Origin of the sequence: Streptomyces sp. NPDC093018 (assembly GCF_040684035.1) — a bacterium.
GTDB classification, from domain to species: Bacteria; Actinomycetota; Actinomycetes; order Streptomycetales; family Streptomycetaceae; genus Streptomyces; species Streptomyces murinus.
Map to the genome: position 1 here is coordinate 150,338 of NZ_JBFBFF010000009.1, position 16,042 is coordinate 166,379.

General features: G+C 72.2%; 13 protein-coding genes. 5 read left to right on the forward strand and 8 right to left on the reverse strand.

Going from position 1 to position 16,042, the window contains the following annotated elements; translation table 11 throughout:
- Nucleotides 1-89 precede the first annotated feature (89 nt).
- On the forward strand, nt 90-656 hold the full coding sequence (locus AB0N90_RS21260; RefSeq protein WP_233534319.1) for a fasciclin domain-containing protein: 567 nt from the start codon (nt 90-92) through the stop codon (nt 654-656).
- Between the two features lie 16 nt (nt 657-672).
- Here the strand turns inward: AB0N90_RS21260 and AB0N90_RS21265 are convergent, their stop codons facing one another.
- The 4 genes from AB0N90_RS21265 to AB0N90_RS21280 all read right to left on the reverse strand — a co-directional run bounded on the left by AB0N90_RS21265 (nt 673) and on the right by AB0N90_RS21280 (nt 5,154).
- On the reverse strand, nt 673-2,040 hold the full coding sequence (locus tag AB0N90_RS21265; RefSeq protein WP_365198736.1) for a cation:proton antiporter: 1,368 nt from the start codon (nt 2,038-2,040) through the stop codon (nt 673-675).
- Nucleotides 2,041-2,218: 178 nt separating this feature from the next.
- Nucleotides 2,219-3,094, reverse strand: a complete 876-nt coding sequence (locus AB0N90_RS21270; RefSeq protein WP_365198739.1) for an ABC transporter ATP-binding protein — start codon at nt 3,092-3,094, stop codon at nt 2,219-2,221.
- A 3-nt stretch (nt 3,095-3,097) separates the two neighbouring features.
- Complete coding sequence (locus AB0N90_RS21275; RefSeq protein WP_365199129.1) at nt 3,098-4,063, reverse strand: iron ABC transporter permease; 966 nt, start codon at nt 4,061-4,063, stop codon at nt 3,098-3,100.
- Nucleotides 4,064-4,119: 56 nt separating this feature from the next.
- Nucleotides 4,120-5,154, reverse strand: coding sequence for an ABC transporter substrate-binding protein (locus AB0N90_RS21280; protein ID WP_365198742.1), 1,035 nt, complete (start codon nt 5,152-5,154; stop codon nt 4,120-4,122).
- 284 nt (nt 5,155-5,438) lie between these two features.
- Between AB0N90_RS21280 and AB0N90_RS21285 the strand changes: the two genes are divergently transcribed.
- The 3 genes from AB0N90_RS21285 (at nt 5,439) to AB0N90_RS21295 (ending at nt 8,760) form a co-directional block, all read left to right on the forward strand.
- The gene (locus AB0N90_RS21285) at nt 5,439-6,491 is read left to right on the forward strand and encodes a 2,3-butanediol dehydrogenase (protein WP_365198745.1); all 1,053 of its coding nucleotides are present in this window, start codon (nt 5,439-5,441) and stop codon (nt 6,489-6,491) included.
- A gap of 250 nt (nt 6,492-6,741) precedes the next feature.
- The gene (locus AB0N90_RS21290; protein WP_365198748.1) at nt 6,742-7,707 is read left to right on the forward strand and encodes an alpha/beta hydrolase; all 966 of its coding nucleotides are present in this window, start codon (nt 6,742-6,744) and stop codon (nt 7,705-7,707) included.
- Nucleotides 7,708-7,761: 54 nt separating this feature from the next.
- Entirely contained in the window at nt 7,762-8,760 is a 999-nt protein-coding gene (locus AB0N90_RS21295; RefSeq protein WP_365198750.1) for a hypothetical protein, read from the forward strand.
- Here the strand turns inward: AB0N90_RS21295 and AB0N90_RS21300 are convergent.
- Nucleotides 8,753-9,148, reverse strand: a complete 396-nt coding sequence (locus AB0N90_RS21300; RefSeq protein ID WP_365198751.1) for a darcynin family protein — start codon at nt 9,146-9,148, stop codon at nt 8,753-8,755. The genes AB0N90_RS21295 and AB0N90_RS21300 overlap by 8 nt on opposite strands.
- A gap of 33 nt (nt 9,149-9,181) precedes the next feature.
- Complete coding sequence (locus AB0N90_RS21305; protein ID WP_365198752.1) at nt 9,182-10,075, reverse strand: NAD(P)H-binding protein; 894 nt, start codon at nt 10,073-10,075, stop codon at nt 9,182-9,184.
- 114 nt (nt 10,076-10,189) lie between these two features.
- Here AB0N90_RS21305 and AB0N90_RS21310 point away from each other — a divergent pair, with 114 nt between their 5' ends.
- A complete protein-coding gene (locus tag AB0N90_RS21310) occupies nt 10,190-11,191 on the forward strand; it encodes a LysR family transcriptional regulator (protein ID WP_365198755.1) in 1,002 nt (333 codons plus the stop codon).
- On the opposite strand, the gene AB0N90_RS21315 is transcribed toward AB0N90_RS21310, so the two are convergent.
- Together AB0N90_RS21315 and AB0N90_RS21320 are read right to left on the reverse strand one after the other, a co-directional pair.
- Nucleotides 11,188-15,636 carry an amino acid adenylation domain-containing protein gene (locus AB0N90_RS21315; protein ID WP_365198758.1) on the reverse strand — a complete coding sequence of 1,483 codons (4,449 nt, stop codon included), beginning with the start codon at nt 15,634-15,636 and terminating at the stop codon, nt 11,188-11,190. The two genes, AB0N90_RS21310 and AB0N90_RS21315, sit on opposite strands and share 4 nt — an antisense overlap.
- Nucleotides 15,623-15,880, reverse strand: coding sequence for a phosphopantetheine attachment domain protein (locus AB0N90_RS21320; RefSeq protein WP_365198761.1), 258 nt, complete (start codon nt 15,878-15,880; stop codon nt 15,623-15,625). The genes AB0N90_RS21315 and AB0N90_RS21320 overlap by 14 nt, the downstream gene beginning before the upstream one ends.
- Nucleotides 15,881-16,042 lie beyond the last annotated feature (162 nt).

The window sequence follows — 16,042 nt, forward strand, 5'->3', positions numbered from 1 at the left end:
GATTCGCGCGGAGACGAGGATTTCCGCGATCCCGGCCTCTGCAGTGTTCACGCCTCCACGGGAGGAAGGTTGCCATGAGGTTCACCGGCATGCGTACAGCGAAGGCCACCGCGGCGGCTCTGGTCGCCGTACCGCTCGCGCTCGGAGGTATGGCGCAGCAGGCCCAGGCACGGGCCGCGTCGCCCAGCCCGTCGGGGACGTTCGGTCCCGGATGTCCGGCGGTCTCCCAGAAGATCGACACGGTCAAGGACAAGGTCACCGAGGCCGCCGCCGCGTATCCGCAGCTCAGCCAGCTGGTCTCGGCCGCGGTCAGGGCGCGGCTGAACGGCACTCTCGACAGCAAGTCCCACATCACCGTCTTCGCACCCAGTGACCAGGCGTTCCAGAAGGTGACCGCGTCGCAGCTCACCTCGCTGCTCAAGAACCAGGGGCAGCTGAAGAAGGTGCTGACCTACCACGTCGTGGACAAGCAGATCACGCCGGACGAACTCTCCCACGGCTCCTTCACGACGGTGGAAGGCAGCAAGCTGACCACGTCGGGGTCGGGCACCGACTTCAAGGTCAACGGGAAGGCGAGCATCGTCTGCGGCAACATCAAGGCCGCGAACGCCACCATCTACGTCATCGACGCGGTTCTCCAGCCCCCGTCGTCCTGACTCACGTCGTCCTGACTCACGGTCGGCGGTTTCTGCGCGGGGCGCCCCGGGCGGACTCGGGAACGGGGGTTCCCTCGCGCAGTTTCCCGCGCGCGGCCGTGGCCCTCTCGTGCCAGTCGCCGTAGCGGTCGGCGAGGGCGACGGCGGTGACCCCGTGCAGCAGCACGCTCAGGCCGACGGTGACCGCCACGACTCTCGCCATCAACTCGACTCCCTGGACGTGCTCTTCCTCAAGGAGCAGCAGTCCGAGCACGACGGATGCCAGACCGCGGGGTCCGAACCATCCGATGTAGGCGACCGTGGGACCTCGCAGGCCGCTGCCGGCGAGCGCGAGGGCCACGGGCAGCATACGGACGACGGTGAGGCTGAGAACCGCGTAGCCGACGACGCGCCAGCTCAAGTGCTCCAGCGTCGGGCCGAGCAGTACGGCGCCGAAGACCAGCAGGCTGAGTGAGGCGAGGAGTTCGCCGAGGTGCTCGGTGAAACCGGCGGCGGGGTCGGGGGCGTCCGGCGAAGGGTCGGAATTCTCCTGGGAGCCGGGGCTCTTCTGGGGTTCGGTGGCCCGGAGCCTGCGTTCGGTGGCCGGGTACCGGCGCAGTGCGGAACCGAAGGCGAAGCCGCCGATCCAGGCGCCGATGAAGCCGCTGCCGTTCACCACGAGCGCCAGTGCGTACGCGGCCGTGGCGACGGCCGGGACGAACAGTTGCGCCCACTCCCCCGAGACCCACCCCCGTGACCGCGCCGCTCGCAGCAGCCGGCCGCCGACGGCGCCGACCAGGAATCCCAGCACCGAACTGAGCACCAGCGCACGCCAGAAGACACCCGCCGCTCCCTCTCGCGCGGCGGACGTGCCGGATATGACGGCCAGGAAGAGCACGAAGAACGGCAGCACCATGCCGTCGTTCAGGCCGCTCTCCACATTGAGGCCGTGCCGGACGAGCGCGGGGACTCGTGGACTGAACATGGCGGTCTTGCCGAGGGCCGCGTCCGTGGGCGCGAGGACGGCGCCGACGAGGGCGAGTTCCCACAGGGTCAGCCCCGGCAGCAGGGGCCACGCCAGCAGCCATCCTGCCCCGATGCTCAGCGGCAGGCCGACGCTCAGAAGCCGGGCCGGGAGAAAGCCGTCGGTCCGCAGGTCCCGCCTGCGGACCGTCATGGCGTCGGTGAACAGCACCAGGGTGAGCGCCGCTTCGAGCAGTGCGATGATCGGCTCGGAGTCGTGGTTCAGATCGACGATGCCGAGCGCGGCGGGGCCGAGCAGGATCCCGCAGCCGACGAACACCATCGCCGACGACACAGGGGTCGATGCCAGCCGCCGTGAGCAGAGCGCGTACGCGGCCGTGCTGCCCGCCACCGCCACGCCGACCCATGCTTGGCCGCTCATCGCCCTTCGCCGCTCATCGCCGGGGCCTTCCGTCGGCACACTTCGCTCGACAGCGCCGAAGGCAGGTTCCCGGTGGTGGTCCGGGCCCTGACAGTCCGCGCGGATCCATCCTCCTCCGGTTGTCCGGCCGTCGCAGCCGGAGAACGGGGGCGGCCGCACCCCACGCGTCAGCCTCGGATCACTTCGGGGACCGCGCGCGGTCCGGGGCGGGCGCGCCCGGCGGTGGCGCGGCGGCAGGGGTGCCGTCCCGCCGGCAGAGGCGATCGCGGAGATCCCCGTCCCCCGCGAGCGGCCGGGCAGCGTACGTGATCCGGATGACGCCGTCGGCGTGCCGTTCGGTGCGTGCGTGGACGCCGAAGACATCGGCGAGGAGGTCCGGGGCGAGCACCGTGAGGACCGGTCCCGCCGCGGCCACGGTTCCGTCGCGCAGGACGACGAGGTGGTCGCAGAGACGGGCGGCGAGATCGAGGTCGTGCAGGACGGCGAGCGTGGTGACGCCGGTGGCACGGATCAGGTCCAGCAGCTCGAACCGGGCCCGGATGTCCAGGTGGTTGGTGAGTTCGTCCAGGACGAGAAGCCTGGGATTCTGGGCCAACGCCCGTGCCAGCAGGACGCGTTGCCGCTCGCCGCCGGAGAGGGAGGCGTAGTCCCGGTCCGCGAAGGGCCGTACGCCGCAGCGGTCGATGGCCTTGGACACGGCCTCCCGGTCCTCGGCGCCGTCGCGGCCGAGCAGCCCGTGATGGGGGGCGCGGCCGAGGGCCACGATCTCGGTGACCGTCAGGCCGGTGGGGTTGCCGCCGGTGTCCTGGAGGACGGCCGCGGTACGGCGGGCCGCCGCGCGGGGGGACAGTTCCCACACGTCGTCGTCGCCCACCCGGACGACACCGGCCGCCGGGCGCAGTGAGCGGTAGACGGTGCGCAGCAGGGTGGACTTGCCGCTGCCGTTGGGTCCGACGAGTCCGACGACGTCGCCCTGGCCGACTTCGAGGCTCACGTCGCGCAGGATCGGGTTGCGGTCGAGGGTGATGTGGAGCCGGTCGACGATGAGTCTCATGGTTCAGTCCAGGCCCTTGTCGCGGCGCAGCAGCCACAGGAAGAAGGGGGCGCCGAGGAGTGCGGTGAGGATGCCCAGGGGCAGCTCGTTGGGGCGGTCGAGGGTGCGGGAGAGCAGGTCGACGAGGACCAGGTAGAGGGCTCCCAGCAGGGCCGTCAGGGGCAGCAGCCGGCGGTGGTCGGCGCCGGTGGTCAGCCGTACCAGGTGCGGGATCATCAGCCCGACGAAGCCGATGCTGCCGGCGACCGCGATGACGGTGCCGGTCAGCAGCGCGCTGAGGACCAGGAGGACGGCGCGCAGCCGGTTGACGTCGACGCCGAGCGCGGTCGCCGACTCGTCGCCGGCCAGCAGCACATTGAGGCGCCGGCCGAACAGGGACAGCAGCATGGTCGTGGCGAGCACGACGGCCGCCACCGTGGGGAGTTGGTCCCACTGGGCGCCCGCGACGCTGCCCAGCATCCAGAACATCACCGTCCGCAACTCGGTCGGGGTCGCCTGGAGTTGTACGAAACTGGTCGCGGAGAGGAAGACGTAGCCGACGGCGACACCGGCCAGGACCAACCGCGTCGGCGCCATCCGTCCATGGCGGCGGCCGAGCGCGAAGACCAGGGCTCCGGCGGCCACCGCGCCGAGGAAGGCCGCCGCCGACACTCCCAGCCCGGCGAGAGCGACACCGCCGCCGAGGGTGATGACGAGGACCGCGCCGAGCGTGGCGCCGTAGGAGAAGCCCAGCACGATCGGGTCGGCCAGCGGATTGGACACCACGGTCTGGAGCACCGCGCCGGACACGGCGAGGCCCGCGCCGACCAGGGCGGCCAGGACGACGCGCGGGGTGCGGAAGTTCCAGACGATCTGGTCGAGGGCGGGGTCGGCGGGCCCCGTCCGGGCGCCGGTGACATGGTGGAGGACGATCCCCCACACATCGCCGACGGGCACGTCGACCGCGCCGATGCTGATCGCCACGATCATGGTGGCGACCAGCGCGACCGGCAGCAGCATGAGGGCGAGCGGGGCCCTGAGCCGGGTCAGAAGGCGTTCGGGTGCAGCATCCCGGCGATCTTCCGGACGGCCACGTCGTTGCTGGGGCCGAGGTACATCGAGTCGGACAGCGTCACGTACGTGTCGTTCTTCGCGGCCGGCCACTGGGGGAACTCCTTGAGCAGTTTCCTGGCGTAGGCCGCCGGGTTCGGGTCGTTGTAGCCGATGACGACGAGCGCGTCGACGTCGGTGGCGGCCACCTTCTCCTTGCTCAGGTCGGCGAAGGAGGTCCTGGAGGCGTTCTCGAAGGCGTTGGAGCCGCCCGCCCTGGCCAGGATGTCGTTGTAGATGCCCTTGGCGACGACCGAGCTGAAGTCGTTGCCGCCCATGGACATGTTGGAGAAGAGCACCATGACCTTCGGCTTCTTCTGCCCCTTCACCTTGGCGGTGACGGCCGCGATGTTCTTCTCGGAGGCGGCGATCAGCTTCTCGGCCCTGTCGCTCACGCCGAAGACCTTGCCCATGTCGCGCAGCAGCCGGTAGCTGTCGGCGATGGTCATCCCGGACGTGTCCTGGTCACAACCCCGCGGGGAGACATAGGTGTTGGCGCCGACGTCCTTCAACTGCCCGCGGGTGGCGAAGCCGTTCTTCCGGTCGAATCCGTACGACGTCGTGGACAGCACCAGATCCGGGCGCAGTCCGAGCATGGCCTCCCGGGGGATGTCGTAGGCGTCGTTGAGCTTCACGTCCCCGGTGGGCAGCTTCTTGATCGCCGCGGCCCGGCCCGGCACCTCGGACATGCCGTAGCTCTGCTCATTGGCGACGATCCTGTCCCCGAGGCCGAGGGCGAGCAGGGTGGAGACCTCGGCGACGGAGGCGCCGTTCATCACGACGACGCGGCCGGGGGCCTTCGCGAAGGTCTCCTTCACACCGCAGTTGTCGAGGGTCACCGGGTATCCGGTCGCCGGGGCCGCGGCCGTCGTGTCGGTCGCCTTGCCGGCGGACGACGATCCGCACCCCGCCGTCAGCAGACAGAGTGCTGCGGCCAGGACGGCGGCAGCGGCCGGCCGGTTCATCGACATGCGGGCTCCTTGCGTGAGTGCTCAGGGGGGCGGGCTCTGATGCAGTAGTCGGGGCGAAGCGGGCTCGGGTTCCCGCGAGTTGCCGACCAGGGACAGGCACGCTCATGAGGGGCCCCGGCAGCCGTCCGGACGTCCCTGTTTCCCGGGCGCGCTTCCCGGGCGCGCGAATGGCGGGCCGGGTCCTCCGTATCCGCCGCGCATGGCGGTGGCCTGCGAAAACAGGGTCGCGTGACGATGAAGGACGACCGGCGGTCCCCGGTCGTCGCACAGCAAGGAGAAGCAGAATGAAGGCAGCGCGTTTCTACGGCAAGGAGGACCTCCGTATCGAGGAGGTGCCGGAGCCCGGTCCCGGCCCGGGGCAGGTGAAGCTGCGCAATGCGTTCGCCGGCATCTGCGGCTCCGATCTCCACTTCTTCTTCTGTCCCGAGTCACTGCCGTTCGACCTGGACCAGCCGCATCCGCTGACCGGCGCCACGCTGCCGCAGATCCTCGGCCATGAGTTCTCCGGCACCGTCGTCGAGGTCGGCGAGGGCGTGACGGATGTGAAGGTCGGTGACCTCGGCGCCGTCTATCCGCTGGCGGTCTCCTGCGGCGAGTGCGCGGCCTGCCGGAAGGGCCTGCCCTTCTCCTGTCCGCTGATGGGCTCGCTCGGGTCGAATGTGGAGGGCGGTGGCCTCGCGGAGTTCACCACCTGCGACGCGTCGAAGCTGCATGTGCTGCCGGACGGCGTGGACCTGCGGCTGGGCGCGCTCGTGGAGCCGATGGCGGTGGGCTGGCACGCGGTAGCGCGCAGCGGCGTCGAGCCCGGTGGCACCGCGCTCATCGCGGGGGCGGGGCCGATCGGGATCGGTGCCTGGTTCGCGTTCAAGGCGCGCGGTGTGGAGCGGGTGCTGGTGTCCGAGCCGAGCGCGGACCGTCGCGCCATCATGGCCGCGCTGGGCGCCCGGGTCGTCGACCCCGTGAACGAAGATCTCGCGGCCGCCATCGCCACGCTCACCGACGGCGCCGGTGTGGACGTCGCGGTGGATGCCGCGGGCGCGGGCACGGCGATCAGCTCCGCTCTGGCGGGCCTGGTCCCCGGCGGCCGGCTGGTGGTGGCCGCGCTGCACGAGCACGCGATGGAGTTCCAGCCGACAGGGCTCATGATGTCCGAGAAGGAGATCATCGGCGCGGTCGGATACCGGCCCGAGGAGTTCGACGCGGTCATCGCGGCCATGGCCGACGGGGTCTACGACACCACCGGCTGGGTGCGGGAGCTGCCGTTGGAGGGTGTGGTCGGCGCCCTCCGTTCGCTGCGCGACGGCGTCGGCGGGAAGATCCTGCTGAAGGTCGGCTGACCTTTCTCGATACGGCACGGTCCGGTGCGGACGGCCTCCGGAAGGTCATCCGCACCGGACCGTGCCGTATCGGCAGGCCACGCCCGTCCGCGGGCCAGGCCATCGGCAGGCCACGCCCGTCGGCGGGCCGGGCGCGCGAACGGCGGGGTACGGCGCCCGAGACCGCGGCGTTCGGCGGTTCCGCGCGCCGCCGCCTCCGCAGGACGATCGATCCACGCCGCGGACACGCGGCGCAGATGAAGGAGTCCCGATGTCCGTCACCGTCCCGCGCCCCCCGTTCGACCCGGAGCTCGAAGCCGTCCTCGCGGTTCTCAAGGATGAGATACCGCCGACCTTGACCGCGGACATGATCCCCGACATGCGCCGGACGACGACGGGAGTGGTCACCGCTGAGATGCTCTCGGACTCCGGTCTGACCCGGCGCGACGTCACGATCCCGGGGTACCTGGGCGACGGGATCACCGTCTCGGTGATCGCCCGCCGGGACCATCAGGGGTTCGGCCCCGGGATCTACCACACGCACGGCGGCGGCATGGTCTCCGGCGACCGCTTCGCCGGCCTGGCCCAGGTCCTGCCGTGGGTCGTCGAGCACGACGCCGTGCTGGTCACCGTCGAGTACCGGCTCGCGCCCGAGCATCCCGACCCCTACCCGGTCGAGGACTGCTACGCCGGGCTGCTCTGGACGGCCGAGCACGCCCGAGAGCTCGGCATGGACCCCGACAGGCTGATCATCGCGGGCCAGAGCGCCGGGGGCGGCATCGCCGCCGGAATCGCGCTGATGGCACGCGACCGGCGGGGACCGGCCCTGGCCGGTCAGGTGCTGATCTATCCGATGCTGGACGACAGGGACCGCACGGTGTCCTCGGCCCAGTTCGACGCGGTCGGCGTATGGGACCGCGGAAGCAACGTCATGGGCTGGACCGCGCTCCTCGGCGAGCGACGCGGGACCGACGACGTGTCGGTCTACGCCGCGCCCGCCCGGGCGCGGGACCTCACGGGGCTGCCGCCCGCGTTCATCGACTGCGGCTCGGCCGAGGTCTTCCGGGACGAGGACGTCGCCTACGCGACCGCGCTCTGGCACGCGGGCGTACAGGCCGAACTGCACATCTGGCCCGGCGGATTCCATGGCTTCGACCTGGCCGCGCCCCATACCGCGCTCGCGCACGCCATGACGGCCGCGCGCGATGCCTGGGTGGCCCGCGCCCTGGGGTCCTGAGGCGACGCCTCATCGGATCTCGGTAAAATGCGGGAAGAGCGTGGAGGACCGCAAGTGCACCAGTTGGTCGGAAGGCTGAGTTCACTCGACCCGGAGGCGAGCGAATCGCTGCGGATCGTGTCGTACTTCGATGTCCTCATCGCCCGCGGTGCCGGGCTCGACGGGCTGCTGCGCGGTGCCGCGGTGCTTTCCGGGACGGTCGCCGGTGCCGAGGTCCGGGGGCGGGTGAGCCGGCGTGATCCCGATGGACGCCTGCTCGGCGATGCCACCGACGGCCACCGGCGTTCGTCCCTGCTGTCCCACGCGGGCTGGACCGTGTGGCTCGAACGGGACGGGGAGCCGGAGCCCCACGACGAGATGATCGCGGAGCGCCTCGCCCTGGGGGTCGAGCTCCTGGAGGCGCGCCGCCGCCCCGAGCGCGGCATCGACGCGGTCATCGACCCGGCCCGTCCGATCGCCGAGCGCATGGCACTCCTCGCGCGTCGCCGGATCGATCCGGCGACCCCGGTGCGGATCCTGGCGACCCTGGCGGACGCGGCCGAGACCGACGCGCCCTCCGCGATCGTGCCGACCCGGTACGGACTCCTGAAGGCCACACTCGACATCTCCGGCGAGCTCAGCCCGCCGGAACCGGTCGGGTTCGGGACCTGGGTGCGTGCCGACCGGGCACCCGAGTCCTGGGACGCGGCGGTCATCGCGCTCCGGCTGACGGATGCCACCGCACCGGCCGTCGACGCGGCGGACCTCGGAGCGATGCTGCTGCTCGCCCAGGCCTACGACCCGGGGGCCCCGCACGAGGACGTGCTCGCCCTCGCCGGTCTCGACCCCCGTTCCGCGGACGTGCTGCGCACGCTGGTGGAAGCCGACAGCATCCGCTCCGCGGCAGCCGAGCTGGGCATGCACCACTCCACCGTGCAGGCCCGCCATGAGTCGCTGACCCACACACTGGGGTACGACCCGCGCAGCAACGTCGGCAAGATGCGGTACATCGCCGCCGCGCTGCTGCTCCGGCTCACCGGCCCGATCACTCCGGGCCGTGCGCAGGTCAGGTGACGATGGTGGCGACGGGTTCGAGGCCGTACGTCCGCGCGTAGCCGTTCTCGGTGCCGACGAGGAGGTCGACGATCTCGAAGTAGCGGTCCCAGAACGGGGTTTCGCGCAGCGCGTCGACGAGGAGCTGGTAGGCGTGGTGGTCCTTGGCCTCCCACACCCATACGTCGGTGACGCGCGCGGAGTAGAACTCGGTGTCGTAGAAGCGTGATCGGACGCCGGTGGTCCGGGCCTCGATGGCAGGCAGGACCTGGGTGGTGAAGGCGTCCACGCGTTCCTGAACGGTCAGGGCGAGCCATTCGGGCGTGGTCTTGACGAGCATGAACGCCGTGACGGGCGGTTCGGTGTCGCCGGTCGTGTCAACGGGATTGCCGGTGGTGTCAACGGACATGGAAATGCCTCCGCGGGAGGTGGGTGCCGGGCTTCAGGAGAGGACGGCGGGCTTGAGGGTCCGTGCGAACCACTGCTCGAAGCTGGTGGGCGAAGCGGTGTCCGGGGTGCGGGCGACACCGGCGTCCAGGCCCTCGTCCTTGGCCCGCTTCATGTCGACGATGCCCTGGACGAACGCCTCGTGGAGGCCGTAGCCGACGAGGGTCGTGTACAGCTCGTCGAGCGGCTGGCGTTCGTAGCGGACGGGGCGGCCGAGCTGTTCGGTCATGATGCGGGCCAGGTCGTCGGGCGACAGGTCCTGCGGCCCGAGGACCGGGACGCTGCCGGTGCCGGTCCAGGAGCGGTCGAGGAGCAGGCCGGCCGCGGCCGCCGCGATGTCGGCTACGGCCACGAAGGGGGCCTTGCGGTCCGGGTCGACGGAGTCGGTGAAGACGCCCTTCTCGCGGATCGAGTCGCATTCCTCCAGGAGGTTCTCGAAGAAGGACGGGTTGGCCAGGGCCCGGTAGGCGACGCCGGTGCCGGCGATCAGGTCGTCCATGGCGAGCGAGGCGGTGACAAGTCCTGCCCGGTCGGCGAGCGGGGTGCCCCGGCCGAGCGCGGAGACACCGACGACATGGCCGACGCCGTGGGCGGTGAGCGCCTCGGCGGCGGGGCGGGTGAAACCGGTGTAGGCGTCGTGCGGGGCCAGCGAGGCGTCCGGGGGGACGAGCCAGAAGACGGCGTCCGCGCCCTCGAAGGCCCGGTCGAGGACGTCGGCCTCGGCGTGCGAGCCGGTGATCACCTCGACGCGTCCGCGCGCCGCGTCCGGAAGCCGGGCGGGATCACGCACGATCACGCGCAGTTCCTCGCCCGCGGCGGGGGCGGACTCCAGGAGCAGGGGGAGCAGCTGACGGCCGATGTTCCCGGTGGGAGCCGTAATGACGATCATGAAAAACCTCGGGGGTCGTGCTGATCGGGTACGTCCCTCATCCTGCTGAGCGCTGCGGTGCTGCCACAATGGGAACTTCGGCACGGAATCATTGACTGAAATGGAATAACGCTGGTGAGCAGCCCGGATCCGGTCATCGACGCCAATCTCGCCCTCGCGCTGGACGCCCTGCTGGCCGAGCAGAGCGTGACGCGCGCCGCCGCACGTCTGCACACCTCGCCCGCCGCCATGAGCCGCACCCTGGCCCGGCTGCGTCGCGTCCTCCAGGACCCCCTGCTGGTCCGGGCCGGGCAGACCATGGTTCCCACCCCGCGCGCCCAGGCCCTGCGCGAGGAGGCCGCCGCGGTGGTGCGCGGTCTGGCAGCGCTGCTCAGTCCCGGCGCGAGCGTCGACCCCGCCGGCCTCAACTGCACCTTCACCCTTCAGGCCGCCGACCTGGTCGGTGCGGCGCTGACCCCGGGGCTGCTGCGGCTGTCCCGGCGGGAGGCGCCGGGGGTCTCGTTCCGGATCCGGGCCGAGGAGCTGGAGGCGGGGCCCGCCCTGCGCGACGGCCGGATCGACCTGGAGATCGGAGCCATCGACCATGTGGACCCGGAGACGCGGGTCGAGGAGCTGGTCAGCCTCCGTATGGTGGCCGCCGTCCGGTCGGGCCATCCGCTCGCCGAGGGGCCGCTGACCCCGGACCGGTTCGCGGCCGCCCCGCATGTCGCGGTCAGCCGCCGGGGCCGGTTCACCGGGCCGCTCGACGCCGCGCTGGCCGAGCAGGGCCTCCACCGGCGGGTCGGTGTCGTCCTGCCGAGCCATCTGGCCGCGATGGCTCTCGCCGCCCGCAGCGACGTCGTCTGCCTCGTGCCCGCCGCGCTCCCCGGCGCCGCCCCCTCGCCCCTCACCCACGACGCCCACGCCCTCGGACTGCGCCTCCTCGACATCCCTCTCACGCTGCCGCCGCTGACCATCGGCATGGCCTGGCACCCCCGGCACACGGCCGACGGAGCCCATCACTGGCTGCGCGACGCCGTCCGCCGGGCTCTGCGGTCACCGGCGACGGCTTCAGGCCCGACCGCGGCGGCGGATGCGATCGAGCCCGAGCCGGACGACACGGGAAAGCACAACTAGCCTGCGGGCGACCGGGTGTTGGGGGCAGGCAGGGCGCCGGTCGTCACACAGTGGTCCACGTAGCGGAAGAAGAGCTCGCGGTCGACGGGCGGGCAGGTGATGCCGCTGCCGGCCAGGCCCGCGCGAACCCGGTCCGCGCGAACGGGCCCGAGGCACAGATCGGTCGCACCGCCCTGGCCGTCCGAGTCGTCTTCCGCCGAGTCGAATTCCGCTGAGTCGAAGAAGGCGAGCGTCGTGGCCGCCGCGTCGGCCGAACGGGGAAGCAGCTCACGCCAGTTCGCGAGCGGCAGGACCCGTACCGGATAGCCGTACTCCCGTACCCAGTCGTACACGTCGGCGAGCCGGACCCGGGGCAGGGTGGCGTGGTTGAAGACCCCGGCCGTCCCGTCGCCCCGGCGCAGGCACAGATGGACGAGGGATCGCGCGACGAAGTCCACCGGGGTCCAGACCTCGTCCTCGAAGAGCTCGGGCACGATGCCCGCGGGGATGCCGGCCCGCAGCACGCTCCACAGGAAGTCGCGCTCGTTGACGTATCCCGTGCGGGCGGGTCCGAGCACCCGGCCCAGCCGGTGGACGGTGACGGGCAGACCGCGTTGCGCCGCCTGTTCCAGGAGGTGTTCGGAGGCCCACTTGGACCGCTGGTAGCCGTTCCGCAGGCCCTCGTGGAACGGCAGGAACTCCTCGGGCACCTCGGGGCTGTGCCGCGCCGGAGGGGCGACGGACAGGGTGGAGACGTAGTGCAGGGGTGTCCCGCCGACGGCCGCGAGGCGCAGCAGGCGCCGGGTGGACTCGGTGTTGGCGGCGCGCAGGGTGGCGTAGTCACGCAGGATGCTGACGGAGGCCGCGTCGTGGAAGATCGCGTCGCAGCTCGCCGCGAGGTCGGCCAGGGCCTCCCGGGACAGGCCGAGGTCGGTACGGGCCAGATCGGCGGGCAGGGCCGTCAGGCGGGCCGATGCCCCTTCACCGGGGGTGATGCCGTGCCGGGCGAGGGCCGTGTGGACGCGGGCGGTGGCCTCCGGCGCGTCGGCCGCCCGTACCGTGCAGACGATCTCGGCGTCCGTGTCGGCGAGGAGTCGCGCCAGCAGGTGGGAGCCGACGAAGCCGGTGGCGCCGGTGAGCAGGATGCGCCGGGGGGCTTCTCGCGGGGTGCGCTTCGTGCCCGGCCGGATGTCCGGATCGAGTCGGGCGTCGCGGAGGAGGGCGCTGGGCGGCGGGAGTACGGCAGGTGCCGGGGCGGGGGCGGGGCGCGGCCGTTCGGGCTCGGAGTCCACTTCTGATTCCGAGTCCGTTTCCACTTCCGATCCCGTTCCCGTTCCCGTTTCCAATTCCGCCTCTGCCTTCGCTTCTGCTTCTGCTTCGGCTTCTGCTTCGGCTTCTGCTTCGATCAGGAATCGGGCCAGGCCCGCGGTGGTGGGGTGCTGGAAGAGCCAGGCGACCTTGACGTCCCGGCCGAGTTCCACGCCGAGCCGGTTGGCGGCCTGGATGGCCTGCAGGGAGTGGGCGCCCAGGTCGAACACGTCGTCGTGCACGGCGATGGCGTCGGTGCCGAGGATCTGCCGCCAGACGCCGGTGACGGTCCGCTCCATCGGGCTTCCGTCGGCGGGTGTCCCATGGGCGGGCGACTCGGCGAGGGCAGCCCGGTCGATCTTGCCCGAGCCGGTGCGGGGCAGCCGGTCGACGATCTCGACGGCGGAGGGGACCATCGCCGCGGGCAGCCTCGCCCGAAGGTGGTCCCTGATCTCGGCGGCGGACGGTGCCGGGGCATCGGCCACCGCATGGGCGACGACATGGGCGACCAGCCGCCGGGTGCCGTCCGGCAGGACCTGCCCGACGACGGCCGCCTCCCGGATGCCGGAATGGGTGAGCAGGGCGTTCTCCACCTCGGCGGGCTGCACCCGATGCCCGCTGATCTTGAACTCGGCGTCGGCGCGGCCGAGATGGCGCAGCTGCCCGTCCTCGCCGATGCGGACCAGGTCCCCGGTGCGGTAGGCGCGCGGGGCGTCCGCGAGGGCCGTGAGCGGGGCGAAGCGCGCGCTGTCCGGCGGGTCTCCCCGGTAGCCGTCGGCGAGGGTCGGGCCCAGCAGATACAGCTCGCCGTCGACGACGGCCGCCCTGGTACCGGGCAGGGGCAGGCCGATGGGCACCTCTCCGGCGGCGAGCCCGGGGGCGCTGAGGTCGGCGACGGTGGCGACCACGGTGGCCTCGGTGGGGCCGTAGGTGTTCAGCAGCGTGACCGAGGTGCCCACCGATGTGCGCCAGCGCTCGACCCGTTCGGGCAGGGCCGGCTCGCCGCCGATGACGACGGTCCGGACACCCTCGGGCAGGGTGGCGGTGCCGGTGGAGACCGCGTGGGCGAGTTCGTGCCAGTAGGCGGTCGGCAGGTCCAGCACGCTCACCCGCAGCCGGGCGCAGGCGTCGAGGAAGCCCGGTACCGAGTCCGTCATGTCGTCGGTCCGCACCACCAGGGTGGCACCGGCGCACAGGGTCAGGAAGATCTCCTCCACGCTGGCGTCGAAGTGCGGGGGCGCGAACTGGAGGACGCGGTCCTCCCGGCGCAGCCCGTAGCGGTGCGTGGCCGCGGCGACGAAGTGCGCGAGCGCGGCATGACCGACCGCCACGCCCTTGGGACGGCCGGTGGAGCCCGAGGTGTGCAGGACGTAGGCGAGGTCCGTGAGCGCGGGCGCCGAGGGGGTAACGGTGGTGCCGGGTCCCGCATCCGGCCCGTCCAGCAGCAGTACGGGGTGCTCGGGGTGCTCCCTGAACCCGGCCGGGTGATCGCCGGTGGTCAGGACGAGCGCCGGGGCGGCGTCGGCCAGCAGCCGGGCCGTACGGCCGGCGGGTGCCCCCGGGTCGAGGGGGCAGTAGGCGGCGCCCGACAGCAGCACGCCGAGCAGGGCGGTCACCGCGTACGTCCCCCGGGGCAGGCTTACGGCCACCAGGTCGCCCTTTCCGACGCCCCGACCGGCGATCTCCCGGGCGATGTCGCGTGCGGCGCCGAAGAGTTGGGCGTAGGTCAGGGTCGCTCCGGCGTGCTCGACGGCGACGGCTCCACCCCGGCGGGCGGCGTGGTCGGCGATCAGGCTCAGCACCGGGCGGGCGGGGACCGGCAGGGGGCCGCCGTCGAGGACGGGCACGGTGCGGTGCGCCCGCCTTCCGCCGAGCGGCCGGTCCGGGTCGGCGAGCGCCTCCGCCAGCAGGGCGAGCAGTCCGTCCCGGAACGCGGCCGCCTCGGACTCGGTGTACAGGTCGGGGTTGGCGTCGACGGCGATGCGCAGTCCGGTGCCGTCCGCGCGGTCGTAGACATTGACGGCCAGGTCGTCGACGGGGCCCGCGGACACGTTGTGGACGGTGCTGGGATGCCCCGCGAACTTCAGGTCGTACGCGAACGGCATGATGTTCACGCCCGGCCCGGACAACCGGCGTTGCCCGCCCACCAGCTTCAGGTCGCGGCGCAACTGCTCGTAGCGGTAACGCTGGTGGGGCAGCGCGGCGCGCAGTTCGCGCGAGATCCGGGGGGCGAGGACGCGGAGGCTGTCGTCGGGGGCGACGGGGACCCGTAGGGGCAGGATGTTGCGCACCGTGGCGGGCACCCGCAGCGCCACCGATCCGAGGCGGCCCATCGCGGGCAGGCTCAGGACGATCTCCGGTGCCCGGGTGAGCCGGTGCAGTCGGGCGACGGTCGCCGCGAGGAGTATCTCCGACCAGGTGACCGACAACGCGCGGGCCACGGTGCGCAGTCGGCCGGTCGCGGCCGGGTCGAGGTCGGCGAGGTGCCGGTGGAAGGTGCGGGCGGGCAGGGCGGCGCGGCCCGCCGGGCCGGGCACCGGCGGGTGGTCGGCGTAGCGGCCGGTCCAGTAGGCGCGGTCCTCGGTGTGGCGGGCGGATCCCCGGTAGGCGCGTTCCTCGGCGCGGACGGATTCCAGGGTGCCGAAGCCGCTCTCCGGTACGGGTTCGCCCGCCATGAGCGCGGTGTAGACCTGGGCGACGCGCCGGGCGACGAGGGAGAGGCCGAAGCCGTCGAGGGCGATGTGGTGGACGCGGTGGTACCAGAGGAACTCCTCGGGCGCGGTCCGCAGCAGGGCGTGACCGAAGACCGGGCCGCGGGTGAGGTCGACGGGGCGGGCCATGTCCTGGTCCATCCAAGTCGACGCACTGGCCCGCGGGTCGGGTTCGGCGGTGAGGTCCGCGAGGTGGAGGTGCCAGTCGCCGGCCGGGGTGTCGATCTGCCAGGGGTGGCCGGTGTCGTCGGTGTCGAAGGTGACGTTCAGCGCCTCGGTCTCGGCGACGACATGCCGCAGGGCCCGCTCGAAGAGGGCCGCGTCCAGCGGACCGGCGATGCACAGGTACTCGGCGGTGTTGTACGCCGGGCTGTCCGTATCGAGTTGCTGGCCGGCCCAGATCCCCTCCTGGGCGGCCAGCAGCGGACGTCGTTCAGGTGTCGGCACGACAGGCTCCCGGTATGCGTTCGGTGAGCAGCTGCCACCACTGGGCGAAGGAGGTGCGCTCGGCGAGGTCGACGAAGGTCACCTCGGCGCCTGCCGCCTGCCAGCGCTCCAGCAGGGTGACGATGCGCAGCGAGTCCAGTCCGGCGTCCAACGGGCCCTCCTCCAGGTCGACTTCACCGGGCTCCAGGAACAGGCACTCCGCGAGATCGGCGCGGAAGCCGTCCAAGGTGAGTTGTCCAGGCATGAGTTGAGACGTAGGTTGAGGCATGGGCTGAGACATGGGTTGAGACATGGGTTGAGACATGGGTTGAGGCATGCGTTCTGGCATGGGGTCAGGGGGCTCTCTCTCGGTGGTTCGTCCGCCGGTGCGGCAGTGCCTCGCCGGGCAGGGCGGCGTGCCGGACGC

Coding starts and splice junctions, on each gene's coding strand:
- AB0N90_RS21260 (WP_233534319.1), top strand. CDS start 90: ATGCGTACAGCGAAGGCCACCGCGGCGGCTCTGGTCGCCGTACCGCTC.
- AB0N90_RS21265 (WP_365198736.1), bottom strand. CDS start 2,040: ATGAGCGGCCAAGCATGGGTCGGCGTGGCGGTGGCGGGCAGCACGGCC.
- AB0N90_RS21270 (WP_365198739.1), bottom strand. CDS start 3,094: ATGAGACTCATCGTCGACCGGCTCCACATCACCCTCGACCGCAACCCG.
- AB0N90_RS21275 (WP_365199129.1), bottom strand. CDS start 4,063: ATGATCGTGGCGATCAGCATCGGCGCGGTCGACGTGCCCGTCGGCGAT.
- AB0N90_RS21280 (WP_365198742.1), bottom strand. CDS start 5,154: ATGTCGATGAACCGGCCGGCCGCTGCCGCCGTCCTGGCCGCAGCACTC.
- AB0N90_RS21285 (WP_365198745.1), top strand. CDS start 5,439: ATGAAGGCAGCGCGTTTCTACGGCAAGGAGGACCTCCGTATCGAGGAG.
- AB0N90_RS21290 (WP_365198748.1), top strand. CDS start 6,742: ATGTCCGTCACCGTCCCGCGCCCCCCGTTCGACCCGGAGCTCGAAGCC.
- AB0N90_RS21300 (WP_365198751.1), bottom strand. CDS start 9,148: ATGTCCGTTGACACCACCGGCAATCCCGTTGACACGACCGGCGACACC.
- AB0N90_RS21305 (WP_365198752.1), bottom strand. CDS start 10,075: ATGATCGTCATTACGGCTCCCACCGGGAACATCGGCCGTCAGCTGCTC.
- AB0N90_RS21320 (WP_365198761.1), bottom strand. CDS start 15,880: ATGCCTGGACAACTCACCTTGGACGGCTTCCGCGCCGATCTCGCGGAG.